The organism is Glutamicibacter sp. NPDC090743 (assembly GCF_044769125.1).
Lineage (GTDB): Bacteria > Actinomycetota > Actinomycetes > Actinomycetales > Micrococcaceae > Glutamicibacter.
Genome location: NZ_JBIVXE010000003.1, coordinates 18,305 through 33,240, shown reverse-complemented (window position 1 = coordinate 33,240; position 14,936 = coordinate 18,305). Strand labels below are relative to the sequence as shown.

Here is a 14,936-nt window from a genome sequence, read left to right as displayed (position 1 = left end):
GCACTTTTCGTGAAGCGATTTATGAGCGTTATCGCTCTGGCCTTCGCCGCCGTCCTAGCCCTTTCTGGTTGCGTCAACATGAACGCAGAAGTCGACGTCTTGGGCAAAGACAAGGTCGCCGGGGCCATGCAGCTGACCCTGCACAAGTCGACGCTCAATGGCGTCAGCTTTGAAGAAGTCCTCGAGAGCCAGATCGACATCGAAATGATGGAACAGCAGCTGGGGGACCAGTGGAGCTACAGCAACATCGATGATGGCGAAAACGTCGGCCTGCGCTTTGAAACCACCAGCCCGATGACCTACGTCCAGCTGGCTGACGCATTCCGCGTCTTCGGCTTCGAAATCAACCTGGGCGATGACGGGAAGGAATACTCCTTCTCGATGCCGGGCGACAAAGCCACCGTGGATTCTTCCTTCACCGAAGCGAACCTGCACGTCACCTTCCCCGGCGCAGTCACCTCGCACACCCCGGGTACCGTCGAGCACCACACCGTCACCTTCGACATGATCAAGGGCGCCGCCGCCTACCAGGCCACCGCCAAGGTCGACCACACCATGTTCTACTCCGCAGTATTCGGCGGGGCGCTGCTGGTTTTGACCTTCGTCTTCGTTGCCGCTTTCGCGCCAAAGGGTGCCAAGGAATCGCATTAATGAGCAGCAATCCTGCTTCAAGGTAAGAAGCTTCACGCCAAGGGCCCGTCATCGGTGAAACGATCACGGGCCCTTAGCCATAGAATGGAAGCAAAGTGTTCTACGCGTAAGTACAAGATAAGAGTAAGGATCGATCGATCCCATGTCTGATCAGACAACTGAACAAGCTCCTGTCGGGGAGTCCAATGTTCCGCACCCAACCGATGAAGCCGGCATCCAGGGCGCGGTCGACGCCGCCCTGGCAGCCATCCAGGCCGCTGGCGACCTGAACGAGCTGAAGGAAGCGCGCCTGGCCCACACCGGCGAGAAGTCCGCGCTGTCCCTGGCCAACCGCCAGATCGGCAAGCTGGACAAGACCCAGAAGGCTGTTGCCGGCAAGCTGGTCGGCGGTGCCCGCGGACGGGTCAACAAGGCCCTGGCTGCCCGCACCACCGTGCTCGAAGAAGCCGAAGCCGCCCGCATCCTGGTCGAAGAAACCGTGGATGTCACCGCGGCCGCCCGCCGCCGCAGCGTTGGCGCCCGCCACCCGCTCTCGGTCCTGCAGGACCGTGTATCCGACATCTTCGTCGGCATGGGCTGGGAAATCGCCGAGGGCCCGGAAGTCGAATCCGAATGGTTCAACTTCGACGCGCTGAACTTCAAGCCGGACCATCCTGCCCGCGAAATGCAGGACACCTTCTTCGTGGAGCCTGCCGACGCGCACCTGGTGCTGCGTACCCACACCTCCCCGGTGCAGGTCCGCTCGATGCTCGAGCGCGATGTGCCGGTCTACGTGCTGTGCCCTGGGCGCACCTTCCGCACCGATGAGCTCGATGCCACCCACACCCCGGTTTTCCACCAGTTCGAAGGCCTGGCCGTGGACAAGGGCCTGACCATGGCCGACCTGCGCGGCACCCTGGAGCACTTCGCCCGGCAGATGTTCGGTGCCGAAGCGCAGATCCGCCTGCGCCCTGCCTACTTCCCGTTCACCGAGCCATCGGCAGAGCTGGACATCTGGCACCCAGGTGCCAAGGGCGGACCGCGCTGGATCGAGTGGGGCGGCTGCGGCATGATCAACCCGAACGTGCTGCGCGCAGCTGGCATTGATCCCGAAGAGTACTCCGGCTTCGCCTTCGGCATGGGCATCGAGCGCACGCTCATGTTCCGCAACGATGTCCCAGACATGCACGACATGATCGAGGGCGACATCCGTTTCAGCCAGCACTTCGGGATGGAGATCTAAGCAATGCGTATTCCACTATCTTGGCTGCGCGAGTACGCGCAGGTACCAGCCGACGCATCGGCTGAAGACGTCATGGCAGACCTGGTCAAGGTCGGCCTCGAAGAAGAAGACGTCCACCGTCCAAGCGATGAGCTCTCGGGCCCCATCGTGGTCGGCCAGGTGATTTCCCTGGAAAAGGAAGTTGCCTCCAATGGCAAGACCATCAACTGGTGCCAGGTTCGCGTGGTTCCAGAAGGCGCCGAGCAGACCCTGACCGGCAAGGGCATCGACCCCTCGGGCGTGCAGGGGATCGTGTGCGGTGCGCACAACTTCGTGGAAGGCGACAAGGTCGTTGTCACCCTGCCCGGCGCCGTGCTGCCAGGGGACTTCAAGATCTCGCCGCGCAAGACCTACGGCCACACTTCGGCGGGCATGATCGCTTCCTCCCGCGAGCTGGGCATCGGCGAAGACCACGACGGCATCATGGTCCTGTCCAAGCTGGGCCTGGACCCGGAACTGGGCACCGACGTCTTCGAGCTCTTCGGCCTGGATGACCAGGCGGCGGAGATCAACGTGACCCCGGACCGCGGCTACTGCTTCTCGATCCGCGGCGTAGCGCGCGAATACGCGCTGGCCACCGGCACCTCCTTCACCGATCCCGCATCGATCGTGACCGTTTCGGAAACCACCGAAGCCGGCCATGAAGTAGTTCTCCGCGACGAAGCGCCGATCTACGGCGTACCGGGCTGCACCCGCTTCGTGACCCGCGAGGTCACCGGCATCAACCCGAGCCTCCCGACCCCGCGCTGGATGGCTTCGCGCCTGCAGCTGGCCGGCATGCGCTCGATCTCGCTGGTAGTCGATATCTCCAACTACGTCATGCTGGAACTCGGCGCGCCACTGCACTTCTACGATGCTGACAAGCTGGCCGGTGCGATTACCGTGCGCCGCGCCAACGCCGGCGAAAAGCTGGTGACCTTGGATGCCAAGGAACGCGAGCTGTCGGTCGAGGACCTGCTGATCACCGATGAGTCCGGCGCCATTGGCATTGCCGGCGTCATGGGCGGCGCGGCCACCGAGGTCTCGGATTCGACCAGCCGCGTGCTGGTCGAAGCCGCGCACTTCGACACCGTGTCCATCGGCCGTTCGCGCCGTCGCCACAAGCTGCCTTCCGAAGCCTCCAAGCGCTTCGAGCGTGGCGTGGACCCACGCATCATGCAAATCGCGGCCCAGCGTGCCGTGGACCTGCTGGTGCAGCTGGCCGGCGGCACCGAAACCACCAAGGCCACCGACGCGGGCCAGATTCCTTCCGACACCCAGATCCAGCTGCCGGCAGGTTTCGCTGGAGCCCTGATCGGCGTGGACTACACCGATGAGCAGACCATCACCGCGCTGGAAGGCATCGGCGCGAGCGTTGAGCAGAACGCCGAGGGCTTCCTGGTCACCGCACCAAGCTGGCGCCCGGATTTGGACATCAAGGAAGACCTGGTCGAGGAAGTAGCCCGTGTAGTCGGCTATGACAAGATCCCGGCGACCTTGCCTGTGGCCCCTCCGGGCCGTGGCCTGACCCGCGCCCAGTCCCAGCGCCGCCGCCTGCTGCAGGGCTTGGCAGATGCAGGGCTGACCGAGGTCTTGAACTACCCATTCGTTTCCGAAGCGCAGAACAGCACCTTTGGTGCTGCGCAAGCCGGTACCGAGGTCAAGGCCATTTCGCTGGCCAACCCGATTTCCAAGGAATTCCGCTTCCTGCGCACCTCGCTGCTGCCGGGCTTGCTGGAAACCGCTCGCCGCAACATCGGCCGTGGCTTCCGCGACCTGGCACTGTATGAAGGCGGCCTCGTCTTCCTGCCAGGTACGCAGCTGGGTTCCTCGGTTCTGCCTCCGCTAGGTGAAAAGCCAAGCGATGAGGTCCTGGCCGAACTGTTCAACGGCGTCCCTGACCAGCCATGGCACCTGGCCGCGGTTCTCACCGGCCGCGAAGCATCGGCTGCGGCCGGCTTCGCACCGCGTGCCTGGGACTGGGCCGACGCGCTGGATGCGGCGCACTGCGCAGCAGATGTCCTCGGCGTTGAGCTTGAGGTTGCCCAGGGCAGCCACCAGGCCTTCCACCCGGGCCGTGTTGCAGTACTGAAGGTTTCCGGGCAGGTCGTTGGCTACGCCGGTGAACTGCACCCGCAGCTGCTCAAGGACCAGGACCTGCCAGCACGTACCGTGGCCATGGAACTGAATGCTGCCGCACTGATGGCTGCTGCACCTGCAGTGGTTGTTGCCCAGCAGCACCTGTCCGCCCAGCCGCTGGCTACCCAGGACGTGGCCTTGGTTGTCGACCAGGACGTCGTGGCTGGAGATGTGCTTGCCGCCCTTCGCGAAGGCGCTGGTGAACTGCTCGAAGACATCGCGCTGTTCGACGTGTACCAGGGCCAGGGCATCGAAGACGGCAAGAAGTCGTTGGCCTTCGGCCTGAGGTTCCGTGCCGCCGACCGCACCCTGACCGCCGACGAGGCCTCCGAGGCTCGTGCCGCCGCGGTGGCTGCGGCTACCGAGAAGTTCGGCGCTTCCCAGCGCTAGGCTTTCGGCCTGCCAGATGCCCTGCTGCTCTCCCGATGATCGGGAAGCGGCAGGGCATTTTGCTTTGTCGCCATGCCCGGGTTGGCCAGGTTGAGGACTACACTTGATCTGGGATATCCCGACAATGCGACTAGATGAGGGAAGAGGCTTGAAGTGAAGGGATTGCGTTCATGCGGTACTGTGCTGCTGGTGTTCTTCCTCGGGATCCTGGCCGTTGCCGTCCTCATCGCGGCAGGCTGGGCAGCGGTGCTGTTTATCCAGCGTGGCGCCGGAACCCACCTCGAAGAACCGGCGACCCCGAGCGCTACGGTAGAGGAAGAAGCACCCGATAGGCTCCGCCCATCGGAAACCTACACGCCCTAGCTGGCAGGTGGCACCGGTACAGTGGGAAGAACCCGTGTCAACGTTATGAGCCCAGGGCCTTCCTTCGCCTGCGCGATGAACCCGTAACGGGCAAGCACTTTCAGCGAGGCGATATTCGAGGCATCGGCACGAGCGATAAATGCGCTTCGACCGGTTTCCTGCAATTGCGCGAGCCCCTCGCTGACTATTTCCTTCGCCAAGCCTTGGCCCCAGCATTCCGGGGCGATCCAATAGCCGATTTCGGTGGCATGCCTGCGTTCGGTAGCGGTGAAAAGTCCAACCGGAGAATTCTGGCGGCGCGCGATAAACCAGGAGATCTCCGGACTGCTCAGGGCATGATCCACGCGTTGCGCGGTGTACTCCAGGCTCCATGTGCTTCCGTCGCCGATATGGGCCATGACGCGTTCGTCTGCAGCCAGGCGCGCAACGAAATCTGCATCCGCCTCGGTCATTGGCATTAGCAGCAGTGAAGGACCCATGGGTTCAGCCTATGCGGGAACGAAGCGCGCGCAAACTTGTTTCATTGGCCGTAGTTCTTCTACGAGTCCTTCGGGATGGAAGCCGATTTCACCGGGGACTTTCCGCAATGCCCCGGATTCAGCCTGGACTTGCGCCCGCGGCAGTAGCTTCGAAACAAAAGCAGGGAACGGCGAAAGTTCGCCGTTCCCTGCTGAAATTCAAATACTTTACTTGGCTGCGCCAGCGGTAACTGGTGGCAGATCCGACCATGGGAAGGTAATCCACTTGTCGGTGCGGCGCCATTCGTAATCCGGGACCATGATGGTGCGCGGCTTGGTGTACAGGCAGACGGTCTTGACCTCGGCGCCCCAGGCAGACACCAGATCGACAACCTTTTCAAGGGTGCGGCCGGAGTCGGAGACATCGTCAACGATCAGGATCTTCTTGTCGCGCAGGTGGCCATCGTCCAGCATTGGAGGAAGAACCACTGGCTCCGGCAGGACGGTGCCGATGCCGGTGTAGAACTCCACGTTCAGCGCACCGCAGGCCTTGACGCCCAGAGCGTAGGAAATCGAGCCGGCCAGCAGCAGGCCGCCTCGTGCTACTGCCAGAACGATGTCCGGCTCGAAGCCGTCGTCGACAATGGTCTGTGCCAGTTCGCGGGAAGCTTCACCGAAGGTGTCCCAAGTGAGGATCTCGCGCTCTGGTTCTGAAAGGACGGATGCCCCGGAATCGTCAATGCTAGTCATTCTGCAATTTTAGCCCCGAATTTGGTGCGGTGCTGTCCAGTTCAAACCAATCGATCATTTTTTCCTCCCATGCCCGGAGGATTCCCATCCGTTGATCAGGCATGAATAGGCATGCAATGCACCTGCTTGAGGAATCCATCACTTTTCGGCGAATCCCGGTTGGAACAAGCGCGTTGCGGCCCCAATGCGCCGAAAGCCGTCTTAAGGATGATCGATGCCACACCCCGGCTCGCTAGGATAGGAGAAAGGCCATCAGCCGGAGATAACCCGGAACTCGAAAGAAGGAGACGCATCGTGGGCCCACGAACCCGAAGCATTCGAATAGCCGTTACCGCAGCGGCACTTTCCTTGGGCCTGGCTGGCGCCCTGCCTGCCGCGCAAGCTGCCACCGGTGTGCAGGTCGTGGCCGGGCAGAACCTGGAATCAGTCACCATCGAGGATTCCACCGGCAAGCTCAATGAGCAGCGGCTGCGTGATGCACTGGACGAGCTCGATTTCAACGAGCCCACGGACGTGGCAATCTACGCCCGCAACGGAGAATACTCCGATGACATCAACACCAAGACGCTGGAATACGCCAAGTCATCCCATCCGGAATGGATATCAGGGAAGCCCGAAGACTATGGCGACTACTGGGCCGACGGCCTGTTCATCATCACCTTGTCCATCGAAGGAGAAGGAGATGGACAGATCGGCACGTACTTCGGCGAAGACCGCAAGGTCTCAGAGAGCTCCATGGAGAGCATCCACGAAGCCGGCTACGACGACTTCAATCTATCCCGGTGGACCGACGGCGTCATTGCGGTAGCCGATCAGGCGGCCGTGATCATGAATCGGCCCTGGTACCAGCACCCGGCCTTGTGGATATCCACGGGCGTCGGAGGCCTCGTGGCTGCCATTATCGGCGGCGTCGCACTGCACACTCGGTCAACGCGGCGGAAAACCTTCGCGGAAGAACTGCATCAGGGGACCTTGCACCTGACCAACGTCACGATGGATCTGGAAGAAACCGAATTGGCGGCTCGTACGCTGCCGTCGGCTTCAGGGCATGCAGCCGAGCTGGAGCAGCGCTTCACCAAGTTCATGGCCAAATACCGTGCTTGTTTTGAAGCGCAGCAGGCACTGGAAGACTCGGGCAAGAAGGAGCGCTCCGGCTCCGAAGGCGTTCGCTTCGCCAAGGAGTTCCGCGAAACAGCGCAGTCCCTGGACCTGACCGATGACGCCATCATCGCCGCGGCGGCGCTTTATACCCGTTCAGCATCCTGGGAAGAGGCGTGGCATGCACAGACCGAGCCGCTAGAAGAGGACCTGGACGAGATCAGGGAGTTGCTCAACGACGTAGAGCCGGAATTGATGGGCAGCGCGGCCGCCTTGGCTTCCTACCGGGAAATGGCAACCACGCAGCTCGGCGAACTGTCAGCGCAGCTGAAGGAAGAATCGATCACGGTGGATCAAGCGCTCGATGGATTATCGGAGTTGCGTGCCGAATTGACCGAAAAGCTGGATGTCTTCGGCCAAGCTCAAATCGAAGTGTATGCGGAAAGTGCCGAAGAGAAGGCCGACATGCAATCGGCATTGAAGAAATCCCGCTACGAATCCGGGGCATATGACGGCCGTTCCGGCACCATCCTGGACGTTTTGAATCCCGCATCGATGTATTGGCGGGTGGGTGGCTACCACCACGGATATTCCGCGGGCGTCAGCGCAGTGGCCGAGTCGCGTGAAGCAGCGAGCTCGTCGGGCGGAGTCTCCGGCGGATACTCTGGGGGCGGAAGCTTCTCCGGCGCTGGCGGATCTTCGCGCTTCTGATAGAAGGCAACGATATCTTCGCAGAGCTGCTGCCGTCTTCGGTACATGTGGTCCAGTCGCGTACCGAGCTGGAAGACGGCCGATCCTATGGGGAAGAAGAACGGTACATCGCCGAGGCGGTGCCTGAGCGGCAGCAGGAATTCCGTACTGTCCGTGTCTGCGCTCGCCGAGCGCTGGCACAACTGGGCCATGCGGGCGTTGCCTTGGTTCCAGATCAAAAACGGGCACCGATCTGGCCAGCTGGCGTGGTGGGGAGCATGACCCATTGCGCTGGCTTCCGTGCAGCGGCAGTAGCCTCCGCCAACGATATTCGCGGCCTTGGCATCGACGCCGAACTGCATGCTCCGCTGCCGGCAGAAATCCTCGACATCATCTTGCTTCCCGAAGAGCAGGTGATGGCCGCCGAGCTATCGGCGCACCATCCGGGCATCGCCTGGGACCGGCTGATTTTCAGCGCCAAGGAAAGCGTCTTCAAGGCGTGGTTCCCGCTGACCAGGCAGTGGCTGGATTTCCTGGAATGCGAGATTCGCGTCGATGCGCAGTCCCGCCGTTTCTACGCAGGAATCCGGGCTACGGGACCGGTTGCCGCGCGGCATGCTCTCGCATCGATGAGCGGTCGCTGGAACGCCGAAGGACCGCGCGGCCAAGGGCTGCTGGGGACCTGCGTCATCGTTCCCTAGCAGCGGTGCACCGGGAACGGATCTAGAATTCTTCGCCGTGGGTAATCACATTGGCCGCGCGGCCCACGATTTTCGGATCGGGGGAGCCCACCAAGTGGTGGTCCTTGCCCTTGTACTCGAAAAGGTTCAGCACGTGGCGCATCGCCTGCAACCGGGCGCGCTTCTTGTCGTTGGACTTCACAACGGTCCACGGGGCATGCTCCGTATCGGTCTTGAGGAACATTTCCTTTTTGGCTTGGGTGTACTTTTCCCACTTATCCAAGGACTCGAGATCCATGGGCGAGAGCTTCCACTGGCGCACCGGATCGATGCGGCGGATGGTGAATCGGGTCAGCTGCTCGCTGGCGGACACCGAGAACCAGAACTTCACCAGGTCGATGCCCTCGTCGACGACCATCTTCTCGAAGGCGGGAGTCTGCTCCAGGAAGTGGTCCACCTGGGTTTCGGTGCAAAATCCCATCACGCGTTCGACGCCGGCACGGTTATACCAGGAGCGGTCGAAGAGCACGATCTCGCCAGCCGACGGGAAGTGCTGCACATAGCGCTGGTAGTACCACTGGGTGGACTCGCGCTCGCTCGGCTTTTCCAAGGCCACCACGCGGGCGCCACGCGGGTTCAGGTGTTCGGTGAAACGCTTGATCGTGCCGCCTTTGCCGGCCGCATCGCGGCCTTCGAAAACGATCATAATCCGGCGGCCATGGGCTTTCGCCCATTTCTGCAGTTTCAGCAGTTCGATCTGCAGTGCCCGCTTTTCAGCCTCGTAGGTGGCGCGATCCAGTTTCTGGAAATACGGGTAGTTCTCCCGCCAGGTATCGACGATGCTTCCATCGGCGCGGACCAGCACCGGATCGTCATCGTCGTTATCGAGGACGGAATAGCCCTGGAAGGCTTCATCGAGCAGGGGGATCTCTACAGTCATGCAATGACCGTAGAGCTATCCGGTGAACAGCTTGTGAACAAATGCTGAACAAGACCAAGCCAGAGGGTTGTTTGTGATGAAGGACAACAGCCCTGCGGACCTGGCCGGAACATCATGGCGCCGTGCGCCGATCAGGCAGGGAAGGGCGGAAGCGCCTCGGAAAACAGCCATGCGTCCAGGATGGCCTGGATCTCTTCCGCCGGTGCGTAGTGGCCCAATAGGTCAGCGAACTTCTGCGTGCTCACCGTCGAATGCTGATGCGTGGCGGTCCATTGGCGAAGCATCGTGTAGAAGTCCGTTTCGCCCAACCGCCGCATCAGCGCATACAGGGCCAGCGCTCCGCGCTTGTACACCCGGTCATCGAACATGTCCTGGGGCCCGGGGTCCCCGACCATGATGTCCTGCGGCAAGCCTTCGAGCAGGGCCCACGCGTGGCGGGCACGCTCGTCCAACGCCATCACCTGGGCTTCTTCGGAGTACACCCATTCGCTGAAGCAAGCGAAACCCTCGTTGAGCCAGATATCCTTCCAGCGCCCCGGAGTCAGGGAGTTGCCGAACCACTGGTGCGCGAACTCGTGGGCGATCAGGCGCTGGGCTTCCCACTGCAACGACAAGTGGTTCTTGCCGAAGATGCTCAGGCCCTGGGCTTCGAGCGGGATCTCCAGCTCGTCATCGACCACGACGATCTTGTAGCTCTCGAACGGGTACGGGCCGAATTTCCGCTCGAACAGCTCGGCCATCGCCGTCTGCTTCGCGAACGCGCCGCGCACCGGCACCTCGGTTCCCGGAACCGAGTAGGCCACCAGGTGGCCGCCTTCATCGAAAGGAATCTGGCTATAACGGCCGATCTGCACGGTGGCGAGGTAGCTGGCCATCGGCTCACGCTGCTCGTAGACCCACGTCTCGCGGCTGGCCGAACGGCGATGGTCTACCAGCTGGCCATTGGCCACGACGCGGTAGCCGGCATCCGCTGAGATCTCGAAGCGGTAGCTGGACTTGTGGCTGGGGTGGTCGTTGCACGGGTACCAGGTCGAGGCGCCTACTGGCTGGCCGGAGACCAGGATGCCATCGGTGAGCTCTTCCCAGCCAAGCTCGCCCCACAGCCCGTTTTCTGCCTGCGGGCTGCCGGCATAGCGCAGGTTCAGCTCCACGCGCTCGCCGGCTTTCACCACTGCTGGCAGGGAAACAACCATCCGGTGGTGCTTCTTGGCCACCGGCACCTTGCGCCCCTGGCAGGTGGCCTTGATGATCTTCAATCCGCTGAGGTTCAACGCGACCTCATTGATATCCTCCAAGGCGCGGATGCGCAGCATGGCCCGGCCATCGAGCAGGTTGCTGGCGAGCTTGATGACCAACGACAGGTCATAGTGCTCCACCGTGTACGTCGGGGACCCATGGTGCTTGGTGTACTCATCGAGTATGCGGTGGGGCATCGGCGGGGAATCCTCAGGCTTGTTGGTCAGCCGGTTGCTCGGCTTTGGTCTCGGGTTCGATGTTCCAGCGTACCGCCGGATTGCCGCGCCAGTAGGTATTTGCCGGAAGCACCTCGCCGCGCAGCACCAGGCTGGCTGGCCCGGTGGTGGTGCCTTCGGAGATCCGCGCGGCGGGCAGGATGACGCTGTGCGGGCCGAGCGTTGCCCCGGCGCCCAGGGACACCGCGTCGATGGACATGATCCGGTCGTGGAACAGGTGGGTTTGCAGGACACTGCCGCGGTTCACCGTGGCGTGGTCTTCCAATGTCACCAGGTCCGCTTCCGGGAACCAGTAGCTCTCGCACCACACGCCATGGCCGATCTTTGCCCCCTGCGCGCGCAGGAACCAGACCAAGGCCGGGGTGCCCGAAGCCAAGCGGGCGAACCATTGGGCGCAGACCAGCTCGGTGAAGGAATCCACCATTTCGGTGCGCCATATGAAGGAACTCCACAATGCGTGCTCGCCCGGGCGAATCACGCCAACCACCAGCCACTTGGCGGCGACCGCCACCAGGGCGGCGACTGCTCCGGCCAGGACCAGCACCGCGCCGGAAAGCAGGATCGCGACCAGCGGGTTGAAGTAGGCGGTCAAGGCGGACAGCGCCCAAAGCACGCCGCCGGCAATTCCGACCGTGGTGAACACCGCGAGGCCACGGGTCAGCTCCCACCCCGCCCGCATCGCCTTGAGCTTCAGGGTTGGGCGGTAGGTCAGATCCGATTCGCCTTCCACGGTGGTGCGGCGCAGCTTGTGCGGGGGCGAGCCGATCCACGAGGTGCCGGCCTTCATCTTCTTCGGCGTGGCCGACAGCACCGCGATCAGCGAGCGCTTGGGCACCCGGCGCCCGGCATGCAGGATGCCGGAGTTGCCCAGGAAGGCCTTCTTGCCCACGCGAACCGGGGCAATGTGCATCCAGCCGCCGCCGAGCTCGTAGGAAGCAACCATGGTGTCATCGGCCAGGAACGCACCCGAGGAAATGGTGGTCATTTTCGGAATCAGCAGCACCGTGGAGATCTCCACATCGCGGCCCACCTTGGCACCGAGCAGGCGCAGCCAGATCGGGGTGAAGAGCGAGGCGTAGAGCGGGAAGAGCAGGTCGCGGGCGGTATCCAAGACGCGTTCGGTAGCCCAGGCCTGCCAGCCAACGCGGGAAGTGACCGGATGCCACCCCTCTGCCAGGCCGATGGAAAGCAGGCGGACAATAACGATGGTCAGCACCATGGTGGCCAGGAACCACACGGTGGCGCCTAGCAGCACGGCCGGAATGAACCGCCAGCCGATCCCGGCCAGCGATTGCGCGCTGCCAAGTACCGGGGCTATGGCCAGCAACGCGGCGATCACCGGGAGCCACTGTGCGAGGTTCAACGCCATGGAACCGATGCCGCCCAGAATACGGGGCAGCGCCTTGTGCTCCGGTTCCTGCGTTGGCCACTTCGGCTTGGCCTTGCCTTCGCGCTGCGCCGGCGAACCGGCATAGCGGGAATGGCTGCGGGCCTGGCCGTAGACCGCGGATCCGGCTTCAACGATGGTGTGCGCACCGATGGCTGCCCCGGGGGCCAGGGTGCTGCGGGCGCCGATGGAGGCGTGGGCGCCGATCTCAATGGTGCCCACGTGCAGCTTGTCCCCGTCGATCCAGTAGCCCGAGATATCCACCTCGGGCTCGATGGAGGCTCCGGGGCCGACTCGCAGCATGCCGGTGACCGGTGGCAGGGTGTGCATGGTCGCGGTGCGGTCGATCTGCGCACCGAGCATCCGCGCATACCAAGGCAGCAGCGGAGCGGACGCCAAGGACACCGGATCGACCACGTCGGCGATGTGCTGGGCCACCCAGAGGCGCAGGTGCACCGAACCCGAGCGGGGGTAGGTCCCCGGCTTCAAGCCGCGGAGCAAGAGCTTCGTGGCCGCGATGGACAGGCCCATGCGCCCTACCGGGGTCACGAAGACCAGCCAGAGGCCGGCAAGCACGTACCACGGGGTCGGCAGGTGCGCCTCGAAAACACCGAGGAACACCAGCAACAGGTGTCCGAGCATGAGGTAGGTGAACCAGCGCAGGCCCGAGAGGATGAACAGCGGCGCGGCGGCCAGGGACTGCGCCCATTGGGTTTCCCGCTGGGTGCGCTTGACCATGCGAGGCTGCGCCGGCGTCGCGGATGGCTGCTGGCTGCCGAGGTATTCGAGCAGTGCACCAAAACGCGGGTAGTCGTAGAGCTGCGCGACGGTCAGGTCCGGGTAGCGGGCACGCAGTGCCGAAACCAGCTGGGCCGCGGCCAGCGACCCGCCACCGGAAGCGAAGAAATCGGCGTCCAGGCCGGCGGCCGAAGCGCCCAGCGCGCCGCGCCAAGCTCCGGCAATAAACTGCCCGGTCTCATCGAGTTCGGGCAGGCCGGAGCCCTCGGCAGCCAGTTCGGCGCCCGGCAACGGCCACGGCAGCGCATTGCGGTCCACCTTGCCGCTGGTCTTCATCGGCAGGCTGCCCATCACCGCCAGGATCGGCACCATCGGCGCCGGCAGGTCGGCAAGCAAGCGGGTGCGCGCTGCACCCAGATCATAGTTTTCCGCTGCCTGCAAGTAGCCGACCAGGACCTTGTTGCCGGTGGCGGTCTCGCGTACCGCTACCGCCGCGGAAGAAACTTCGGGAAGGGAGTTGAGCGCGGCGTCGATTTCGCCCAGCTCGATACGCCGTCCGCCGATCTTCACCTGGTCATCCACGCGGCCGATGAAGATCAGCCCCAGCGGGTCATTGATGACCATATCGCCCGAGCGGTAGGCGCGCTCCCAGCCCAAGGTGGGCATCGGCGCGTACTTCTCGGCATCTTTTTCCGGATCCAGGTAGCGGGCCAGTCCCACGCCGCCGATGATCAGCTCCCCGGATTCCCCTTCGGCGACCGGGATCCCCTCGGTATCAACCACCGCCAGATCCCAACCGTCCAGCGGCAGGCCGATGCGTACCGGCACGCTGCCGTCCATGGTGGCGCCGCAGGCTACCACGGTCGCTTCGGTCGGTCCGTAGGTGTTCCAGACTTCGCGGCCTTCGGTGGCTAGCCGCCCGGCCAGTTCCGGCGGGCAGGCCTCGCCGCCGAAAATCAGCAGGCGCACCGAGTCCAGGGCCTGCGCCGGCCACAGCGCCGCCAAGGTGGGCACGGTGGAAACGGCGGTAATGGAACGGGAAATCAGCCACGGGCCCAGGTCCATGCCGCTGCGCACCAGGGCGCGCGGGGCCGGGACCAGGCAGGAGCCGTTGCGCCAGGCGATCCACATTTCCTCGCAGGAGGCATCGAAGGCGACCGACAGTCCGGCGAGTACCCGGTCGGTGGTGTTCAGCGGATCGCCGGGCAGGAACATCTTCGCTTCGGCATCCACGAAGGCCGCTGCCGAACGGTGGGTGACCGCGACGCCCTTGGGCTTGCCGGTGGAACCGGAAGTGAAGATGATCCATGCGTCATCTTCCAGTCCAGGCATTCGCGGGTTCGCAAAGGGCTTGGGGCGCTGGCTATCGGCCACGACGGTATCGCGTCCCTTGATGATGCCCGCGACTTCGGCCTCGGTGAACACGGTCTTGGCGCGCTCGTCGGGGTCATCGGCATCGACCGGGACATAGGCGGCCCCAACCCACATGATCGCGAGGATCCATTCATACAGGTGCCGGGTGCCCGATTCAACGCGCACGCCGATGCGGTCGCCGGCGCCTAGGCCCTGGGCATGCAGCCGCCGGGCCTTGTTCTTGACCTCTTCGAGCAGCTCCGCGTAGCTCTCTACGCGTTCGCCGTCGTCAATGGCCGGCGCATCGGGATGAGCCTGGGCGGTGGCCTGCAGGATGTCCATGAGGGTGCGCGCAGCCGGCGCCAGGGTTCCGGAGGGGAACTGGGGTGGATGGATTGGTGCATCCGGCGCTGGAGTTCGTTCGTTGTCCATGCTGATCGGATCCGCCCTTCACTAAGAGTGCAAGATGGGTCGCTGGGGGAGAGCGTCCCGGAAGTGAAGTGGATCCTGGAGGGGTGGAACGCAAGGGTTCCAGTCACCATTAAAGCGTGCCGCGGGCGGCCCGCACCAAGAATATGGTTGAACTG

The 14,936-nt window shown here is 63.5% G+C and carries 11 protein-coding genes; 6 read left to right on the top strand and 5 right to left on the bottom strand.

The features are described 5' to 3' along the window. The first annotated feature begins 9 nt into the window (after window positions 1–9). The 4 genes from ACIQTS_RS06580 to ACIQTS_RS06565 all read left to right on the top strand — a co-directional run bounded on the left by ACIQTS_RS06580 (window position 10) and on the right by ACIQTS_RS06565 (window position 4,783). Window positions 10–651, top strand: coding sequence for an LppM family (lipo)protein (locus ACIQTS_RS06580; protein WP_388023849.1), 642 nt, complete (start codon window positions 10–12; stop codon window positions 649–651). A 142-nt stretch (window positions 652–793) separates the two neighbouring features. Then, entirely contained in the window at window positions 794–1,873 is a 1,080-nt protein-coding gene (gene pheS, locus ACIQTS_RS06575) for a phenylalanine--tRNA ligase subunit alpha (protein ID WP_105661889.1), read from the top strand. Window positions 1,874–1,876: 3 nt separating this feature from the next. Continuing rightward, window positions 1,877–4,420 carry a phenylalanine--tRNA ligase subunit beta gene (gene pheT, locus ACIQTS_RS06570; RefSeq protein ID WP_400290511.1) on the top strand — a complete coding sequence of 848 codons (2,544 nt, stop codon included), beginning with the start codon at window positions 1,877–1,879 and terminating at the stop codon, window positions 4,418–4,420. Window positions 4,421–4,573: 153 nt separating this feature from the next. Beyond that, complete coding sequence (locus ACIQTS_RS06565) at window positions 4,574–4,783, top strand: hypothetical protein (RefSeq protein WP_400290513.1); 210 nt, start codon at window positions 4,574–4,576, stop codon at window positions 4,781–4,783. Here ACIQTS_RS06565 and ACIQTS_RS06560 read toward each other — a convergent pair. Next, window positions 4,780–5,262 (bottom strand): GNAT family N-acetyltransferase, encoded by a 483-nt coding sequence (locus ACIQTS_RS06560; protein WP_402472195.1) that lies wholly within the window; start codon window positions 5,260–5,262, stop codon window positions 4,780–4,782. The two genes, ACIQTS_RS06565 and ACIQTS_RS06560, sit on opposite strands and share 4 nt — an antisense overlap. A 207-nt stretch (window positions 5,263–5,469) precedes the next feature. Beyond that, window positions 5,470–5,991, bottom strand: a complete 522-nt coding sequence (locus ACIQTS_RS06555) for a phosphoribosyltransferase (protein WP_105658140.1) — start codon at window positions 5,989–5,991, stop codon at window positions 5,470–5,472. Window positions 5,992–6,285: 294 nt separating this feature from the next. Between ACIQTS_RS06555 and ACIQTS_RS06550 the strand changes: the two genes are divergently transcribed. Together ACIQTS_RS06550 and ACIQTS_RS06545 are read left to right on the top strand one after the other, a co-directional pair. Next, on the top strand, window positions 6,286–7,800 hold the full coding sequence (locus tag ACIQTS_RS06550) for a DUF5129 domain-containing protein (protein WP_400290519.1): 1,515 nt from the start codon (window positions 6,286–6,288) through the stop codon (window positions 7,798–7,800). Window positions 7,801–7,847: 47 nt separating this feature from the next. Further along, a complete protein-coding gene (locus ACIQTS_RS06545; RefSeq protein WP_402472192.1) occupies window positions 7,848–8,480 on the top strand; it encodes a 4'-phosphopantetheinyl transferase in 633 nt (210 codons plus the stop codon). A 22-nt stretch (window positions 8,481–8,502) separates the two neighbouring features. On the opposite strand, the gene ppk2 is transcribed toward ACIQTS_RS06545, so the two are convergent. The 3 genes from ppk2 to ACIQTS_RS06530 all read right to left on the bottom strand — a co-directional run bounded on the left by ppk2 (window position 8,503) and on the right by ACIQTS_RS06530 (window position 14,781). Next, window positions 8,503–9,399 (bottom strand): polyphosphate kinase 2, encoded by an 897-nt coding sequence (gene ppk2, locus ACIQTS_RS06540; RefSeq protein WP_400290525.1) that lies wholly within the window; start codon window positions 9,397–9,399, stop codon window positions 8,503–8,505. Between the two features lie 131 nt (window positions 9,400–9,530). Continuing rightward, entirely contained in the window at window positions 9,531–10,832 is a 1,302-nt protein-coding gene (locus ACIQTS_RS06535) for a M1 family metallopeptidase (RefSeq protein ID WP_400290528.1), read from the bottom strand. Window positions 10,833–10,845: 13 nt separating this feature from the next. Further along, complete coding sequence (locus tag ACIQTS_RS06530; protein ID WP_402472188.1) at window positions 10,846–14,781, bottom strand: Pls/PosA family non-ribosomal peptide synthetase; 3,936 nt, start codon at window positions 14,779–14,781, stop codon at window positions 10,846–10,848. Window positions 14,782–14,936: the final 155 nt, after the last annotated feature.

Coding starts and splice junctions, on each gene's coding strand:
- ACIQTS_RS06560 (WP_402472195.1), bottom strand. CDS start 5,262: ATGGGTCCTTCACTGCTGCTAATGCCAATGACCGAGGCGGATGCAGAT.
- ACIQTS_RS06535 (WP_400290528.1), bottom strand. CDS start 10,832: ATGCCCCACCGCATACTCGATGAGTACACCAAGCACCATGGGTCCCCG.
- pheS (WP_105661889.1), top strand. CDS start 794: ATGTCTGATCAGACAACTGAACAAGCTCCTGTCGGGGAGTCCAATGTT.
- ACIQTS_RS06555 (WP_105658140.1), bottom strand. CDS start 5,991: ATGACTAGCATTGACGATTCCGGGGCATCCGTCCTTTCAGAACCAGAG.
- pheT (WP_400290511.1), top strand. CDS start 1,877: ATGCGTATTCCACTATCTTGGCTGCGCGAGTACGCGCAGGTACCAGCC.
- ACIQTS_RS06530 (WP_402472188.1), bottom strand. CDS start 14,781: ATGGACAACGAACGAACTCCAGCGCCGGATGCACCAATCCATCCACCC.
- ppk2 (WP_400290525.1), bottom strand. CDS start 9,399: ATGACTGTAGAGATCCCCCTGCTCGATGAAGCCTTCCAGGGCTATTCC.